At 44.9% G+C, this 15,044-nt stretch carries 21 protein-coding genes; 2 read left to right on the top strand and 19 right to left on the bottom strand.

Features of this window, described 5'->3' with window-relative positions; all coding sequences use genetic code 11:
• Positions 1 to 325: 325 nt before the first annotated feature.
• The 9 genes from MHH46_RS10190 to MHH46_RS10150 all read right to left on the bottom strand — a co-directional run bounded on the left by MHH46_RS10190 (position 326) and on the right by MHH46_RS10150 (position 6,212).
• Positions 326 to 565 carry a DUF1450 domain-containing protein gene (locus MHH46_RS10190; protein ID WP_036689224.1) on the bottom strand — a complete coding sequence of 80 codons (240 nt, stop codon included), beginning with the start codon at positions 563 to 565 and terminating at the stop codon, positions 326 to 328.
• 41 nt (positions 566 to 606) lie between these two features.
• Positions 607 to 909 (bottom strand): iron-sulfur cluster assembly accessory protein, encoded by a 303-nt coding sequence (locus tag MHH46_RS10185; protein WP_036689223.1) that lies wholly within the window; start codon positions 907 to 909, stop codon positions 607 to 609.
• Between the two features lie 121 nt (positions 910 to 1,030).
• On the bottom strand, positions 1,031 to 1,285 hold the full coding sequence (locus MHH46_RS10180; RefSeq protein WP_076125091.1) for a hypothetical protein: 255 nt from the start codon (positions 1,283 to 1,285) through the stop codon (positions 1,031 to 1,033).
• 110 nt (positions 1,286 to 1,395) lie between these two features.
• Positions 1,396 to 2,604 carry a M14 family metallopeptidase gene (locus tag MHH46_RS10175; RefSeq protein ID WP_076125089.1) on the bottom strand — a complete coding sequence of 403 codons (1,209 nt, stop codon included), beginning with the start codon at positions 2,602 to 2,604 and terminating at the stop codon, positions 1,396 to 1,398.
• Positions 2,605 to 2,910: 306 nt separating this feature from the next.
• Positions 2,911 to 3,717 carry a glutamate racemase gene (gene racE / locus MHH46_RS10170; protein WP_036689641.1) on the bottom strand — a complete coding sequence of 269 codons (807 nt, stop codon included), beginning with the start codon at positions 3,715 to 3,717 and terminating at the stop codon, positions 2,911 to 2,913.
• A gap of 255 nt (positions 3,718 to 3,972) precedes the next feature.
• A complete protein-coding gene (locus MHH46_RS10165) occupies positions 3,973 to 4,452 on the bottom strand; it encodes a YtxH domain-containing protein (protein ID WP_076125087.1) in 480 nt (159 codons plus the stop codon).
• Positions 4,453 to 4,552: 100 nt separating this feature from the next.
• Positions 4,553 to 5,218 carry a metalloregulator ArsR/SmtB family transcription factor gene (locus MHH46_RS10160; protein ID WP_076184345.1) on the bottom strand — a complete coding sequence of 222 codons (666 nt, stop codon included), beginning with the start codon at positions 5,216 to 5,218 and terminating at the stop codon, positions 4,553 to 4,555.
• A 58-nt stretch (positions 5,219 to 5,276) separates the two neighbouring features.
• Positions 5,277 to 5,717: a DUF86 domain-containing protein gene (locus tag MHH46_RS10155; RefSeq protein ID WP_076191319.1), complete on the bottom strand. Its 441-nt coding sequence runs from the start codon at positions 5,715 to 5,717 to the stop codon at positions 5,277 to 5,279.
• A 207-nt stretch (positions 5,718 to 5,924) separates the two neighbouring features.
• Positions 5,925 to 6,212, bottom strand: coding sequence for a Dabb family protein (locus MHH46_RS10150; RefSeq protein ID WP_036689213.1), 288 nt, complete (start codon positions 6,210 to 6,212; stop codon positions 5,925 to 5,927).
• Positions 6,213 to 6,376: 164 nt separating this feature from the next.
• On the opposite strand from MHH46_RS10150, the gene MHH46_RS10145 reads away from it, so the two are divergent.
• Positions 6,377 to 6,961, top strand: coding sequence for a helix-turn-helix transcriptional regulator (locus tag MHH46_RS10145; RefSeq protein WP_036679391.1), 585 nt, complete (start codon positions 6,377 to 6,379; stop codon positions 6,959 to 6,961).
• A gap of 151 nt (positions 6,962 to 7,112) precedes the next feature.
• Positions 7,113 to 7,916 (top strand): MBL fold metallo-hydrolase, encoded by an 804-nt coding sequence (locus MHH46_RS10140; protein ID WP_076125083.1) that lies wholly within the window; start codon positions 7,113 to 7,115, stop codon positions 7,914 to 7,916.
• Positions 7,917 to 8,028: 112 nt separating this feature from the next.
• On the opposite strand, the gene MHH46_RS10135 is transcribed toward MHH46_RS10140, so the two are convergent.
• The 10 genes from MHH46_RS10135 to rpmG all read right to left on the bottom strand — a co-directional run bounded on the left by MHH46_RS10135 (position 8,029) and on the right by rpmG (position 14,870).
• On the bottom strand, positions 8,029 to 8,664 hold the full coding sequence (locus MHH46_RS10135; RefSeq protein WP_076191316.1) for a bifunctional 2-polyprenyl-6-hydroxyphenol methylase/3-demethylubiquinol 3-O-methyltransferase UbiG: 636 nt from the start codon (positions 8,662 to 8,664) through the stop codon (positions 8,029 to 8,031).
• 3 nt (positions 8,665 to 8,667) lie between these two features.
• A complete protein-coding gene (locus MHH46_RS10130; protein ID WP_076125079.1) occupies positions 8,668 to 9,033 on the bottom strand; it encodes a hypothetical protein in 366 nt (121 codons plus the stop codon).
• A gap of 16 nt (positions 9,034 to 9,049) precedes the next feature.
• A complete protein-coding gene (locus MHH46_RS10125) occupies positions 9,050 to 9,820 on the bottom strand; it encodes a GNAT family N-acetyltransferase (RefSeq protein ID WP_081387804.1) in 771 nt (256 codons plus the stop codon).
• Positions 9,798 to 10,232: a DUF6157 family protein gene (locus tag MHH46_RS10120; RefSeq protein WP_081383129.1), complete on the bottom strand. Its 435-nt coding sequence runs from the start codon at positions 10,230 to 10,232 to the stop codon at positions 9,798 to 9,800. Before MHH46_RS10120 ends, MHH46_RS10125 begins: the two co-directional genes overlap by 23 nt.
• Positions 10,233 to 10,381: 149 nt before the next feature.
• Complete coding sequence (gene rpsN / locus MHH46_RS10115) at positions 10,382 to 10,651, bottom strand: 30S ribosomal protein S14 (protein WP_038569786.1); 270 nt, start codon at positions 10,649 to 10,651, stop codon at positions 10,382 to 10,384.
• A 26-nt stretch (positions 10,652 to 10,677) separates the two neighbouring features.
• On the bottom strand, positions 10,678 to 11,736 hold the full coding sequence (locus tag MHH46_RS10110; protein ID WP_076191314.1) for a metal ABC transporter substrate-binding protein: 1,059 nt from the start codon (positions 11,734 to 11,736) through the stop codon (positions 10,678 to 10,680).
• Entirely contained in the window at positions 11,726 to 12,592 is an 867-nt protein-coding gene (locus MHH46_RS10105) for a metal ABC transporter permease (RefSeq protein ID WP_076184340.1), read from the bottom strand. Before MHH46_RS10105 ends, MHH46_RS10110 begins: the two co-directional genes overlap by 11 nt.
• Positions 12,538 to 13,245 (bottom strand): metal ABC transporter ATP-binding protein, encoded by a 708-nt coding sequence (locus MHH46_RS10100; protein WP_076184339.1) that lies wholly within the window; start codon positions 13,243 to 13,245, stop codon positions 12,538 to 12,540. Before MHH46_RS10100 ends, MHH46_RS10105 begins: the two co-directional genes overlap by 55 nt.
• A gap of 218 nt (positions 13,246 to 13,463) precedes the next feature.
• On the bottom strand, positions 13,464 to 14,672 hold the full coding sequence (locus MHH46_RS10095) for a GTP-binding protein (RefSeq protein WP_076125069.1): 1,209 nt from the start codon (positions 14,670 to 14,672) through the stop codon (positions 13,464 to 13,466).
• A gap of 48 nt (positions 14,673 to 14,720) precedes the next feature.
• Entirely contained in the window at positions 14,721 to 14,870 is a 150-nt protein-coding gene (gene rpmG, locus MHH46_RS10090) for a 50S ribosomal protein L33 (RefSeq protein WP_076098468.1), read from the bottom strand.
• Positions 14,871 to 15,044 lie beyond the last annotated feature (174 nt).

The raw sequence follows: 15,044 nt of genomic DNA, 5'->3' as shown, positions 1-15,044 counted from the left end.
TTTTAGGGAATAGCGTCACTGGGGTCCGAAATCTTGCTTTAAAGGCTAAAAACAGGCAAATAACGTCATCTGAGTCCGTAACCCCTGTGAGATGGTGGAATGATAGGATGGTGGGCTCGATGAGACGGTGAGATGGTGGGACGATGAGATGATGAGACGGAGAAATGATGGGATGATGGACACGATTGAAGTAAGCCGTCAATGGCCAGAAAACACAGAGCAGCGATCCTCCAAATAACAGGAGAATCGCTGCTCTGTTTACTTTTACTTATTCTGAGAATAAAGAGGGATCGACCCTATTATCTTAGTTGATAAGAACTCAGTATTATTTCTGAACGGAGGGCTGTTTGATAAAAGCTTCCGCTTTCTTCAACACTTCATCCTCCGTTGGAGCACTCACATAACGACCATTCACATAAACAAAAGCCCGTTTGCCACATGGACCGCAGTACGACTTGCAGCCGACCTTGATCTCGGCATCAGGTGCCATTTTTTGCAGCTTAGGGATAATACTTTTCAACTTCATGAAATTACATTCATCGCACACTTGTATTTCGTTAGCCATGGAGCAACCCTTCTTTGTGTTCGAAATTTACAGGCGAATGTTTAGTGATCGCCGTGATTACCTTTAGAGGGATTCGTAATGACAAAACCTTCTTGTGGAAGATACAAATAATCAACGACCACGCCATCAAGGAGTGGTTGGCTCGGATCAAGAATAACATCGATTTCCTTATCTGTCGATACTACAACATCGTTCTCTTTAGGCGTGTCCAAGTCCAGTCCGTAGTGAGCATGATCACCGTGTGCATGTGTAATTGCTACGCGCAGCTTCAACTCACTGTTTCCTTCCAGCTCCATTTGTTTCTTTATCACTTTAGCCGCATTACGGGTAATTTTGACCTTCATCTATATTCCATCTCCTAGTCCGAAAATTAAATACTCAATTACTTATTTTAAAGGTAAATGACATCTAAAAGCAACTATATTGGCTAATTAGCTCTGAAGTTCTTGTCGAAAATGTGCGGTGCTATCCTTCACCCTGCTGAAGGGTAGGATATTTCCGGCCCATTCGTGACACGAACCAGCCCATTAGCAGCATGGTCACTCCAATATCATCGATCGGAATAAATGGCATGAAGTCCGGCAAGACCCAATAGAGCAGTACTGGAATTGTAAATAACAGCTTGTCCCCCATTGCTACTTTAGGGGAGCGGATGTATTGCCAGGAGCTACTGAAGATATGGGACCATTGTTTTAGTGACAGTATTTTTTTCAGTTTCATGGTGACCCTCCTCCCAAGTAAAAAGGATACAGCCGCGGATAACGTGTAGTGACGACAGCGGCCATACCCTATGGTTTATTTTACGCAAGTTTACTGCAAATGTTTCATAATTATTTCACATTGGAAAGGAGCGTTGCTAATATAAGTCCTGTTTCCAGGGTCATATCTTCAAAATCTGCTAGTGGCAGCGGATTTTTGCCAATCCCAAGCTCCACAGTAAATCCAGGTTTGCGGAAGGTCTGAATAAACCAATCCTTATATCCGGCATCACTTCCCGTCAGCTCCACTGCCCGGTAACTGCTCGCAACTGCCAGCTGCGCGGCTAATTCACGGCTCTCGGGAGGCTCATACCCCCGGTAGTTCCAATAAATCTCTCCTCCTTGGCTATGCAGAGACACTGCAGCTTCGCCAGGCGCTTCCTCAGCCAGGGCTGCCAGAGCAGCTGCTTCAGGCTCACTCAGCGGTTCAGGGCCGCTGTAATCCCGCGGTGAGGGCTGCCTTACTCCCCGACGTTCCCGCTCCTCTTCCCAATGAGCGGGAAATTGATCCCCAAGATCCACACCGCGGATGTTAGCTTTCCAATGCCGGAAGCTGCTTCGTCCACCATTCCATCTCATGAGGTCATCATAAAACGGATGGTCAGGCAAAACCCCTTCCTGAACCAGCTCCACACCATCTGGATTAGCCATAGGCACGACCCATAATGTCCAGTTTTGGAACCAAACCTCAGGGTTATGTCCATTCCATTCCAAGCCTTCAGCATAAGCTGCTGCATACTCCTCTATGAAGGACATCAAGCATGGCGAAGTCAGCCATTCATTGGCATGCAAAGCGGCGTTAACATGCAGATGACGAGTGCCGTTCCCGATCTTGAGTACATGGAGTGGCTTGCCGAGTACGCTCGTGCCTATTGTGGCTGCTTGTATAAACGGGTATTGGACAAGCAAGCTGTCAATGTCACTCTCAACATCAGCCGGACCGTACTCCCCGCGCAGAAACACCACGCGGTCTGGAATCGGGGGTGGAATGACAAGTATTTTTCCAGGTGTACAGCAGCGCCCTGAGGTCACACCAGGATTAAGCTTCTCCAAATCCTCTAAATTCACATTAAATAATGAGGTTATCCGTTCTGGAGTGTCCCCTTCCTGCACAGCATACCTTTTACGCGGCGAAGATGGCAGAAATAAAACCTGGCCTGGGTATAAATAAGACTGCCTCCCAACCCATGGATTACCTTGAATAACATGCTCAGGAGTTAATCCATGTAGAGCGGCAATTCGGCTTACGGTATCTCCCCTGTTTGCAATATATTGTCGCATTAGGTCTCATCCTCTCGGCCTTAAATTGCTGATACAGCAATACAAAAACAGCGGCATACAGCACTTAACTCTATTGTATGCAAGCGCCACTACCCGGCATGAAGGAGAAATGAATCACAAGAAAAAACAACGTCATCGCCCTTTATAGATGGCAACCATTTCTCATGAAAATAAGGATATTACAGATCCGCAGCGTATAAATGCTTATATTTCAAAAAAACAGACTGGGAAATGTGCTTTCCCAGTCTGTTTTTCTTTTTACACTCCCATGGAGTTTGTCCCTATTCAATTCAACATTGCTCCTGCTTATAACGTGGATACTTGCCACACTACTGGAGTACGTCTAATTTGTTCTCCAAGCCAGTCTCGCGCGATGCTTTGAAACATCTCAGCATCACCGCTGCAGAAGAACTGATGAATTGGACTTTCATCGCCGATGGACAGCTTGCCTTTGTCATATAAAATTGTGCTGATCTCACGAGCGGTCTCATCTGCAGAACTGATCAGCTTGACTCCTGATCCCATAGTCTCACCAATGGGTTCTACAAGAAATGGATAATGAGTGCATCCTAAAATTAAAGTATCGATGTTAGTGTCTTTAATGCCTTCGAGTGCCTCTTCTACGATATCGTAACTTTTCTCTGAGCGGAACTTGCCTTGCTCGACAAGTGGGACAAGCGCTGGACAGGCTTGACTTACAACCTCAACAAAAGGGGACAACTGCTTTAATGCGTTAGTATAAGCTCCGCTGTTGATGGTTCCTACCGTACCGATCACGCCGACATGTCCGCTTTTGGTTGCGCTAATTGCTGCGCGGGCTCCGGGATGAATCACCCCAATTACAGGGATGGAGACCTTGGCTGAGATATAATCGAGTGCCGCAGCTGTTGCGGTATTACAAGCGATAACGATCATTTTAGGATTAAACTGGATCAAATAATCTACAATTTGTTCAGTAAACAGTTGTACTTCCTCGGTCGAACGGGGTCCGTACGGAGCTCGGGCAGTATCTCCGAAATAAATGATCTTCTCCCGCGGGAGTTGCCTCATCACTTCTTTGACAACTGTTAACCCTCCCACACCTGAGTCTAATATTGCTATAGCTTGCTGCACGAACACACCGCTTCCTTCTACTTGTTTTGTGTAGCTTATGTAAGGTGAAAACAAAATGTACCTGGCTTTCAGCCCCAATTGCAGATATTACTCCTTTTGCCCTCTTAGTTCAAGACTAGTCTTCTTCCATCATTTAACAAGCGGGTGCAAACTAATTAAAAAAGCCACCCTCCGCCCAATGCGAAAAAGCGGCTCTATTATAAGAGAATGAGTACTCTTTTACCACTGAAACAGAGGATTTAAACCACGGTCCCATTATAGAATTTCTTTATCAACCTTGTCATCTTGAACGACTTCTTCCAGGCTAACTTCTTCGCTTACATCTTCACTTATAGTGGCCTCAACCCACTCAGTTTCCATTTCCAAAGTGGCAGCAGCCTCTTCAACAGCTTCTACAGCGTCAACTGCTTCTACAGCATCTTCTGTAGCAATACCGCTTACAGTTACTGTGATTTTTTCTTCTTCATCAACAGCATTCGCACATGATTTGCTCCATTCCCGAACTTCATGCACTACATGCCCAATCGAATCTTTTGCTTTGTCATAAATTTCAATGCTCTTGTCTCCGGCTTGAACAGCAATTTCTTGAACCTTCTCAATACCAGCGGCAGTTCCTTCCGCAATATCCTTGCGCAGCTCTTTACCTGGTTTAGGTGCGAACAGCAATGCTGTCACCGATCCAACCACACTGCCGACTAAAGCGCCCCATAATAAGCCTTTGGTGTCCTTTTTCATCGTTTCATCTCTCCTTTAAATTCATTGCTCCCCGCTCTACCGGGCTAATGCCTATATCTGCTATATCATAAGCAGCAGGGGATTGTCTTGTGACTAATTATTATAACTTTTCAGAAGTTTTGTCTGTAACATTTTTGGGTACGATAGCGTAGCGGCAGCAATGGCCGCCCTCTGCCATACATTCATTACGTGTTACCTTAGCATCCAGCAGTTCTTCGAAAAGACTATGCTCACATTGGCAAGCCTTACGATACTGGGTAGCCACTTGGCGAATCGGGCAATTGTACTCCTTTATGACATATGAGCCATCCTCTTCGCGGTTCCATTCTGCCATATATCCACCGGCATTTTGGATGGAAGATAATTCGGCGACGCGTTCTTCCAAATTCCGCCGTTCCATCATCGGAGCATACTGAGCGAGCATTCGGCGGCGGCGTCCTTCAAATAATGTATTAACAGCATCCAGTCCACTGCCGTAATCCAATTCACGCAGAAGCTCCAAAGCCAAGTTGTGATAACTTTTTGGGAAATATTCTTCGGCTCTCTCCGTTAATGAGTACATATGTAAAGGCCGCCCCATCGCTTGCCGGACCACTTTTGTCTTTGCAAGCCCTTCTTGCTCCAGCTGAAGCACATGACGACGGACACCCATCTCTGTAATTCCCAATTCTTCTGCCAGCGCGCCGATGGTCAGTGTTCCTTTCGTCTTCAGGAGCGTCATAATCATTTGTCTTGTCGATCCGTTTTCCTGCCCCATCTTCATCATAAAGGAACCCCTCTCTTTCACGGCTATCGCCTATTCTATGTGATTCTATCCTATGCTATTATAGCGGTACGCTGGCTCCAAGCTCCTGGTCCAAATATTTCCGTACCTCAACGGCAAACTGCTCAAGTAATTCCGAAAGAATGGGGGTAAGTGGATGCAGATCACCTCTCTCCCAGGCATAATAATCCTGAACGAGTGGCTTACGCAGAGCAACTAATTCTATCAATCTCTCATAAATTTCACTTTGACCTAGCACTTTCTCTTCATGAATAATAGAAATTATATCCTCATAACTTCCAGCATCACGCATAATAAACCCGTCAATGAGACAGCTACCAACGTCTGTTACAACCTCTATTGCCAGATGGAGGCAGCGTTCCTGTATTAGTCCAGTTAATGTTGTACCATCCCAGGAAGCTGCTACAGTCCGAAGACCAGCGGTAATATCAGGGATTTGAGCAAGAATGGTTTCGATTTGATTGCGGTTGACATAATACACAGCAATACCCCCATGTCGATAATTGTTAGAGAATCGTCCTAATCTCTACTTACCGCGTTTGCCACGGCGTTTCAGCCAGAAGAACATTACGAAACATGCTCCGAGAAAAACGACTAAATAAGTTAACGCTTCCATTGGATACTCAAGCTCACGCATTCCTGTCACCGCTTCCGGTATAAAATGATGATACTATATTCAAGCAGCTGCTTAAATTTCGTAATCTACAGCAATCGAGAGCTCTTTGACTTCATTAATGTGAGCAATAACTTCTTTATGCGCCGGATGAACCTGATACGCCTGTAAATCCTCTAGAGAAGCCACTTCTGTGACTAGAGCAATATCAAAGGAACGATCGGAATGAATGATGTCAGCACCCACCTCGATGGAGAGAAGCTGCGGGATCTTACCTTCCATATTACGCAGTACCGCTACCGTTGCCGCTACGCTTTCTTCGGACCGATCTTTTAATTTGAAAAACACAATATGTTTGATCATTCTATATCGCTCCCTAATGTAATATTGTAATTAGATATTAAAAATATATCATAAGCGTAGCTGTTCTGAAAGAAACTTAAACGGTGTTGTCAGAAATAGCAGCATTAACCATTGCCGATATACCAGAAAGTGTTGTAGTATATTTTTAAAAAATCGGAGGAATTATGCCTAATAACCAACAAGAAACTCATAATATCCAGGCGTGGTCTCTGATCAATCGCAAATACCTTGGACAAGGCGTTCGAGTCAAAAGATTTCGCCGTCCAAAGCGCAGCCAGATTAGAAACCGTGTGCTGCTTGCTGTATTGATGGCTAAGGATATCAAGCTGTCACGACTCGCAGAAGAGCTTGGTATATCCTCACGCAGTGTAAGCGCTTGGGTATACGAAGGTCGTATCCCTTCCAACAATAACATTGACAAGACCTGCCGCCTATTGGGGTACCCACCCCACATTCTGTTCAATGAAGCATTGATTCGTCAAAGCCCCATTGTATGTCAGCCTACACCCTCACGTTTTATGAAAAGAAGTATTACCAGTTCACCGCGCAGCAATGTTATCCTGACCGGACTTTGTATGGTTTACGATTTCTCAGTAACGGATGTAAGTATCTGGATAGGCGTCCATCCTGGAACATTTCGAAAATGGCTCCACAACAGCCATCTGCCGACCCCTGCTCTGCAGGAAAAAGCCGAAGCTTTCTTTCGGATTCCACGCCATATTCTATTTGCAGACTGCGGAACGCTCTAATACAATCCTCTCACAAAACACGTCTAACACAGCCCTTCTTCAAGAAATCATGAGAAGGGTTATTTGCCATACCTTTTTTTCTTAAAAAGAGGTCATACTACTGTGTGTAAATATATTGTGTAGTACTAAAGAACGGGTCAGGAGGCGCAAGATGAAACTTAACGGAATTCTGTCAAAGGGCTATACCGATACTTGGAAAGTGGCCCCTGGTGTCATTGGACTTCGCACTATGTTTGTAAATGTCGCATTAATTGGCCAGCCCTCTTCGGATTGGGTTCTTGTAGATACTGGTCTTAGCTCATATACAGGCAATATTATTGATTTTGCTACGGAGCATTATGATAAACCTCCGGTGGCAATTATCCTGACGCATGGGCATTTTGACCATATTGGGGGTGTAAAAAGGCTTGTTGAGGAATGGAATGTGCCTGTATATGCTCATCCGCTAGAACTACCTTTTCTGACAGGTAAAGAAGACTACCCTCCAGCCGATCCGGCCGTAGGCGGCGGGCTTATGAGCATGATTTCCCCTTTATTTTCACATCATGGCATTGACCTTGGTTCAGCCGTTCATCCCTTGCCGGAAGACAGGACTGTTCCTGGTGCGAAGGGCTGGGAATGGATCCATACCCCTGGACATAGTCCCGGACATATCTCCCTGTTCAGGCCTGAGGATAGAGTTCTGATCGCTGGTGATACGTTCCTTACGGTCAAACAGGAATCCGTATTTGCAGTGGCTACGCAGCATCAGGTGGTGCATGGCCCACCCTCTTATTTCACGACAGACTGGGAAGCTGCTGAGAAATCGGTCCGTACCCTTGCCTTGCTGAATCCACATCTTGTTCTTTCGGGACATGGAGTACCCATGGAAGGTGAGGAGCTGTCTACTCAGCTTGCTCATTTGTGCAAAAATTTCAAAGAAATGGCGCTACCGGGTCAAGGTAAATTTGTGTAAAAAAGGTACTCCTGATCAGCCCACAGAGGTCTAGGGAAAAAGTCCCTATAATTCATTTGATATAGCCGATTCTACGGATATTCAACGAAATTATAGGGAGTTCCTCCCTAAATTACTTGCTTAGTGCAGATTTACGTGCGACGATATATCTCAGTATGTATTGATGTTTTTTTCCAAGCGGCCCACATAAAGTCTCCACACATGAGCCGGTCGTAATTATTTTCGTACCTGCAAAATGTTGTCTTAAATCTTCTTCACTAAAAAAATGGGCGTATTTTCCCTCTTTGTATTCGTAGGTTCCCGGTTCCAAAAGTGTTCCACAGCCGTTGTTCGCATCCTCATCGGAAAAACTGGTAAAATAGAGCAAGCCATCCGGCCGCAGCTGTTCCAGACAATTAGCTACGAGCCTGCGGCGATCCTCTTCGAGAAATAAATGCAATACGTCATAGCAGTAGACAGCATCAACCTGTACTTCAGAAATAGGATCTAATACGGAACCTGAGATAAAATGGCTCTTGGGATCCCATTCTGCCGCCATCTTTAACGCGTCCTCGCTCAACTCAATGCCTAAGGTCTTAAACTCATCTGAGAACACCTTCGTATTTCTTCCGTATCCCGCACCCAGGACTAAAACTGATTTCACGTTATGTTGCCGGAATATATCCCTTGCTGCCTGAGCTGTAGGACTAGGTTCACTCCCCCAGATCATTCCTTCCTGAGCAAATCTTCGACTCCAGTATTCGGACATAGATTAGACCTTCTTTTTAAATTTATTCGCTAATTTCATCGCAAGGAACTGAGGGATCAGGTTTAGCATACTAAAAAATATAAACGATCCTGTAGGTCCAAGTGGTTTGAAAAACGTCCCGTCCCAACCGCCTTCCCCTGACAAGTTGCTAATAAAATAATAAGAGACAAATGCAGAAGCGATATTCCCAATGACTATAGCAATTATATTATTAGACCATTTTCCCAAAAAAGCTATTAGTGATGTTATGACGATCATCATTAAATAACCAACCATTGAACCATTATTGAAATCTTTATCCATCGCGAAATAGACAAATGGAAAACAGTACACAATAATGATCAGGAGATTCAATCCTAATTTTCTCACCGCATCCCCTCCTCAGCTAGTTTTTCACTCTATACCAATACTGATAGATCTCCTTAAAACCCAGCTTGTCATACAAGGCTGAAGCCCCCGTATTCGCTTGCACAACTTGCAGAAAGGAAGTCGTTGCTCCCTTTGCTCTACCCCAATTAAGCAACGCTAGCAGCAGCTGTTCCGCCATTCCCTTTCTACGATGAGCAGGGGAAGTGACAATATCATACAGACCCAAGTACCCGTTCTGAATCACACCAAGACCGCAGGCGACAGGAACACCATGATTAAACAACAGGACATAACCCTGCTGCAAATGTGATGCAGACAACATTCTAGTTAAGGTTTCCCGGTTCTTATCAGACAAGCCGGTAAGCTCACTGAAGGTGTGCAGCCACTCTTCAGTCAAGCTCTCCTGTATCTGAACCGTATAACGCAGATCGGGGCTCGCTAAGTCCCCCAGATCAAGAAGCCTTACAGATGAAGGCTCGGCAATTGTATAGCCACGCTCTGCAAGAATCTCATCAAGCTTTGGCGGCAGGATGTAGGGGGTTATTTTGAACACGGACTGTAGTCCAGCATGCTCATAATACCGCTCCGCAAGCTTGATTTGTTCTGTGAGTTCAACCTGAGAGCTGTCAGCCCCGTATAATGGATTGACCGAATTGGCCCTTTTTGTATAACCAGCTGCCGAACGTAGAATCCAGCCCTGCAGGAGAACGCTTTGCTCCGCCGGCCAAGTATTAAGTGTGATTTCTTCTATGAATTTATACAGCTTAATCCGCTCCTTTTGAAGCACGTTTGTTACGCATCGCAGGCAGTAATTTCACAGCTCCCTCCCCTTGGGAGGTGAAATAGTCATATTCGGGAGACTCTTTGCCATAGAGAGCTATTTTCCCCTCACCGTTATAATGAACACCCCAACCAAAACGCTTCGGCAACAGTGAAGCCCTTAGACAAGGATGATTTTTGGAAAATAGTTCGTTCCATATTTCTTCCTTACGGGCCAAACGTTCTTCCTGTGGAATTTGTTTATGGCGCACATGAACCTCGTACAGAAGTTCTTCATGATTGTATTTGTAGGGCTCATTGATTAACAGCTCATATTGAATCACATGTGCAGGCGGGAGCGTTCGGCAAGACATCGGAGGAACTCCTATTTCCTCAGGACAGTCCTCTGCTACACGAATAAAAGTATCGGTATAGCTCATTTGCATCACCTCCATCTTAAATAGAAATATATTCCTTCTATGATAAATCATTTTCCTATTCTAAGCATAGCCGAATTTTCTAAAGCCCATGATGGATGAACAGCAAAAACGGCCAATCCTCTAAACTACGGAGGATTAGCCGTTCTCATTTACCAACTCGACTTGGTAATGCCCGGAATCTGACCTTTATGCGCCAATTCGCGGAATACAATTCGGGAAACATTAAATTTCCGCAAATAGCCTCGAGGTCTGCCAGACACTTGGCATCTATTTTTTTGACGAGTTGCGGAGGAATCACGTGGCAGCTTTTGCAAAGCCATATAGTCCCCCTGTTCCTTTAGTTCTTTTCTTTTAACAGCGTATTTGGCGACTAGTGCTTGTCTCTTCAATTCTTTCACAACTTTAGATTTCTTGGCCATGTTCGTTCTCCTTCCATCCTTTAAATCTACTCGTTCAATGCACTCTTCAAGGCTTCCAGGTTCTGACGCATGATTCCTAAATAATCCAGGTTTTTACTGCGATCTTCCTCTGTTAATCCTTCAATTGGGTTTAGAACGGCTGCTTTGGCACCAATCTCTTTTGCTATTGTGTCTGCCACACTGGAGGATACAAGTGTCTCGAAGAAAATCGTCTTCACTTTATGCTCTTTCGCAAACTCCACAATCTTACTCATATTTGCGGCAGAAGGCTCCTGCTCCGGAGATAGTCCGGCAATCGGGACCTGAGTTAATCCATACTGCTTGGCAAGGTATCCAAAAGCCGCATGCTGAGTAATAAAATCCTTGCGTTTAGTATCCTTAAGACCGTCCTTAAATTCTTGATCCAGTTGCTCCAGCTTAGCTACATAAGCATCTGCATTTGTCTTAAAATCCTCGGCATGTTCAGGTGCGGCAGCAGCTAAAGCTGCTTCAATGTTACGCACTTCTTGAATGGCTAATGTAGGATTGAGCCACACATGCGGATCTAATCCACCGTGATCATGCGAATGCTCTTCATGAGCATTCTCTCCTTCTTCATGAACATGTTCCCCTTCTTCATGAACATGCTCTCCTTCTTCATGGTGGTGGTCAGCCTCTTCCTCTTCCGTGCCTTCCATGATGTCCAGACCTTTGCTCGCTTCTACAGTAATTAACGGAGTGCCAGATACACTTTCCAGCACCTGATCTACCCAACCTTCCATTCCTGCGCCATTATAGATCAGCATATCCGCATCTGAGATTTCTGCCATATCTTTTGCTGTCGGTTCCCAATCATGGGGTTCGATTCCTGCTGGTATGAGTGCTTCCACGTCCGCCAGATCTCCTGCCACATTTTTGGTAAACTCGTAAATAGGATAGAAACTGACTTTAATATTTAATTTAGATGACTCCGGAAGGGCTGTAGCTTCTGCGGCTCCAGAAGCATTCGTAGTAGTAGAAGAATTAACAGCATTATTACCGCAACCGGCGGCAATAAGTAACGCGGACAGGGACAAAATGGCTAAATGATGGATTCTAAATTTCATGGAGAGGTGTAACTCCTTTACTGGAAATAGTTTTATGAATTCGCCGACGATTTCTTAGTCGGATCAGCTTCTGTACCAAAATTGCGATTAATAAGAACGATAGCAGTATAAGAGCAATCGTCCCACCAGGCGGTGTATTGATGTAATACGAGGCACTTAGGCCACTAAAAACGCCGAGTAATCCTACGCCGATTGAGATCAATATAGCTGTCGTAAAACCAGACGCTATACGCAAAGCAATCGAAGCTGGCAAAACAATAAGCGCTGAGACTAACAGCACTCCAACAACTGGCATCGCAGCAGCGACTGTCATTCCAGTTAGTACAGCAAACGAAAATGATAACCAGCCCACATGAACTCCACTGATACTAGCGGTCTCTTCATCAAAGGTCAGATTATATAAGGATCTGCGTAACACAATAAAATAGATCAGACCGATTACAGCAACCACAGCGATAATCTTTAGTTGAGTGTCGCTGACCGCAACGATGGAACCAAACAGATAGGAACTGAAGCTTTTACTTAAATTCTGCTTTAAGCTCATAAGTACAACTGCCAATGCTAATCCAGAGGTCATAATAATCGCTACCGGAAGCTCGCTATATGTACGATAAGAACGTCGAAGCTGTTCGATGACAATACCACCGAGAATCGCTACCATGAAGCCACTTAGTGCCGGATTAAGCTGTAGTATTGAGCCTAGTGCTACTCCTGCAAGCGAAACATGAGAGAGGGTATCCGCCATTAGGACCTGACGGCGAAGCATGAGATATACCCCGAGTAGCGGACCGATAATGCCAATTAATCCACCGGCCCAAAATGCACGTTGCATGAATTCGTAACTAAACATTGCCAACCCTCATTCTCCTTTCGTTCCAGGCTGATCAACGTATCCAGATAGGAGCTGGTCTCTTCCAGGCCATGCGTCACCATGATTACGGTCCGGCCGTGTTCACTGACATCATGGCGCATCAGCTTATAGAACCCAATACGACTGTCCAGATCCATCCCCGTAGTAGGTTCATCGAGAACCAATATCTGCGGCTGTTGTGCCAATGCTCGAGCGATGCAAATCCGCTGCTTCTGGCCGCCTGACAGTTCTCCTATCTTCCGGTCTCGCAAATGCCACATCTCCACCTGCTTTAAACTTCGCTCAACGATCTCGTCCTGCTCAGGTGTAAAGCGTCTAAATAATCCAAGCCTTGGATAACAACCCGAGCGAACCAGTTCGATCACCTTACTTGGGAACCCTGCGTTAAAAGAAGCTACCTGCTGTGGAACGTAGCCGATAACCATCTTTCCGTTATCTGATAACTCTTTATTCAACTGAACCGTTCCACTCCATGGACGAAGCAGGCCGAGCATTAGCTTCAGCAGGGTGGTTTTAGCAGCACCATTGGGTCCCGTTATACCAATAAACTGTCCGATATGAATATCTAATGAGATATCATCAAGAACAGGTTCATCCCCATACCCGAACACTACATTCCGCATGGATGATAGGATCATCATGCCTCGCCTCCCTTCTGACTGATATTATGTCCAACCCAGATTAAATCGTAAGTTTTACGATTTAACAAATTTGATAATATCGTAATCATTACGATTTGTAAACCCAAAACTGAAAATTAATCGTAATAATAACTATTAGTCCTTTTTCGAATACAACAAAAATCCGGAATCCCACCTTCTGGATTCCGGATTTCCACCGTTAATTTACTAAGTATCTATTCCTCAGCAGCCGCAAGGAGTTCTTCAACAGGCCACGGAAGTGGATTGTTGAACTTTGTCCAATCCTGCTTCAGCTCCTCCGCTGTCAGCAGACATCTGTCCAATCTGGCTTCGAGTTGTGCCTGATCTATATTTACACCGATAAATACGATTTCATTTATTCTATCGCCCCACTGCTCGTCCCATTTTGCCCGCAGCTCAGGTTCGCTTTCCAGCACCTCCAGCTGCTGATCCTTAGGCATTGTAGCCAACCAGTAACCAGCAGGTCCGAACTGAATGGAAGGTCCTGCCTGACTTACAGTAGCTGCAAGATCACCTTTTGCCGCTACCCATGCCACCCCTTTTGCCCGAACGACCTCTTCCGGCCAGTTGCTAAAGAAAAAACTTAATCTTTGCGGGTGGAACGGTGTTCTCCGGCGATAGACGAAAGAAGAAATCCCGTATTCCTCCGTCTCAGGGGTATGGGTCTCTTTATTCAGCTCGGCGATCCAACCAGAGGATAAGCTTGTTTTCTCAAAATCAAACAATCCGGTATTTAGAATTTCCTTTGGATCTACTACGCCGTTAATTGTACGGATCAGCTTAGCAGACGGCTGAAGCTTACGCAGCACAGCTTCAAGCTTATTGAGTTCATCTTCTTTCAACAGATCGCACTTATTAAGCAGCAAGACATCACAAGTTTCGATCTGATCAATAAGCAGATCCACAATATCGCGGAAATCCCCTTCTCCAGCCGTTTGGTTGCGGTCCATCAGACTATCACCTGAGGAGAAGTCATGCCAGAAACGCCCAGCATCCACAACAGTCACCATCGTGTCTAATTGAGCAAGCGAAGTCAGATCAATATCCAACTCGGGATTGGCATAGGTAAAGGTCTGTGCTACTGGTACAGGTTCGCTAATGCCTGAGGATTCAATCAGGATGTAATCAAATCGCCCTTCCGCAGCCAGTTTTTGTACTTCGACAATCAAATCATCACGAAGTGTACAACAGATGCAACCATTGGACATCTCAACCAATTTCTCTTCAGTCCTGGAAAGCGTATTTCCGGACTTCACCAGATTCGCATCCACATTCACTTCACTCATGTCATTTACAATAACAGCTACTTTAAGACCGTCACGGTTGTGCAGAATATGATTCAACAATGTTGTTTTCCCAGAGCCCAAATATCCACTGAGCACGGTAACAGGGAGCTTTTTCAACTATACCACTCCTATCGTTTATAAAATCAAGATTAAAAACATCCGCCCTTAACGGGTTTCGCGATGTAAGGTTACTCTCTTTAGGCGTGGACAATATTTTTTCATTTCCATACGCCCTGGATGATTTCGTTTATTCTTGGTAGTGGTATAGTTGCGATCTCCTGTCTCCGTACATGCCAGAGTAATGATTACTCTCATCATTTCCATCTCCTTTTGATTAAATCGTAATAATTACGATTAACACATCGTACACGGTTTATTCACAATCTGTCAACTATGATCTTGTAAAAATTTCAACTCTCTTAATTTTGTGGTCTTTCTGGTGGACAAATTACGTATAGATGGAATTATAAAAAATATGATTCTTGTAAT

It is taken from the genome of Paenibacillus sp. FSL H8-0175 (assembly GCF_045040615.1).
GTDB classification, from domain to species: domain Bacteria; phylum Bacillota; class Bacilli; order Paenibacillales; family Paenibacillaceae; genus Paenibacillus_AQ; species Paenibacillus_AQ odorifer.
The sequence above is the reverse complement of the archived record's forward strand: the minus strand, read 5'-3'. Positions and strand labels throughout refer to the sequence as shown.

Coding starts and splice junctions, on each gene's coding strand:
- MHH46_RS10190 (WP_036689224.1), bottom strand. CDS start 565: ATGGCTAACGAAATACAAGTGTGCGATGAATGTAATTTCATGAAGTTG.
- MHH46_RS10185 (WP_036689223.1), bottom strand. CDS start 909: ATGAAGGTCAAAATTACCCGTAATGCGGCTAAAGTGATAAAGAAACAA.
- MHH46_RS10180 (WP_076125091.1), bottom strand. CDS start 1,285: ATGAAACTGAAAAAAATACTGTCACTAAAACAATGGTCCCATATCTTC.
- MHH46_RS10175 (WP_076125089.1), bottom strand. CDS start 2,604: ATGCGACAATATATTGCAAACAGGGGAGATACCGTAAGCCGAATTGCC.
- MHH46_RS10165 (WP_076125087.1), bottom strand. CDS start 4,452: ATGAAAAAGGACACCAAAGGCTTATTATGGGGCGCTTTAGTCGGCAGT.
- MHH46_RS10160 (WP_076184345.1), bottom strand. CDS start 5,218: ATGATGAAGATGGGGCAGGAAAACGGATCGACAAGACAAATGATTATG.
- MHH46_RS10150 (WP_036689213.1), bottom strand. CDS start 6,212: ATGATCAAACATATTGTGTTTTTCAAATTAAAAGATCGGTCCGAAGAA.
- MHH46_RS10145 (WP_036679391.1), top strand. CDS start 6,377: ATGCCTAATAACCAACAAGAAACTCATAATATCCAGGCGTGGTCTCTG.
- MHH46_RS10140 (WP_076125083.1), top strand. CDS start 7,113: ATGAAACTTAACGGAATTCTGTCAAAGGGCTATACCGATACTTGGAAA.
- MHH46_RS10135 (WP_076191316.1), bottom strand. CDS start 8,664: ATGTCCGAATACTGGAGTCGAAGATTTGCTCAGGAAGGAATGATCTGG.
- MHH46_RS10120 (WP_081383129.1), bottom strand. CDS start 10,232: ATGAGCTATACCGATACTTTTATTCGTGTAGCAGAGGACTGTCCTGAG.
- rpsN (WP_038569786.1), bottom strand. CDS start 10,651: ATGGCCAAGAAATCTAAAGTTGTGAAAGAATTGAAGAGACAAGCACTA.
- MHH46_RS10110 (WP_076191314.1), bottom strand. CDS start 11,736: ATGAAATTTAGAATCCATCATTTAGCCATTTTGTCCCTGTCCGCGTTA.
- MHH46_RS10100 (WP_076184339.1), bottom strand. CDS start 13,245: ATGATCCTATCATCCATGCGGAATGTAGTGTTCGGGTATGGGGATGAA.
- rpmG (WP_076098468.1), bottom strand. CDS start 14,870: ATGAGAGTAATCATTACTCTGGCATGTACGGAGACAGGAGATCGCAAC.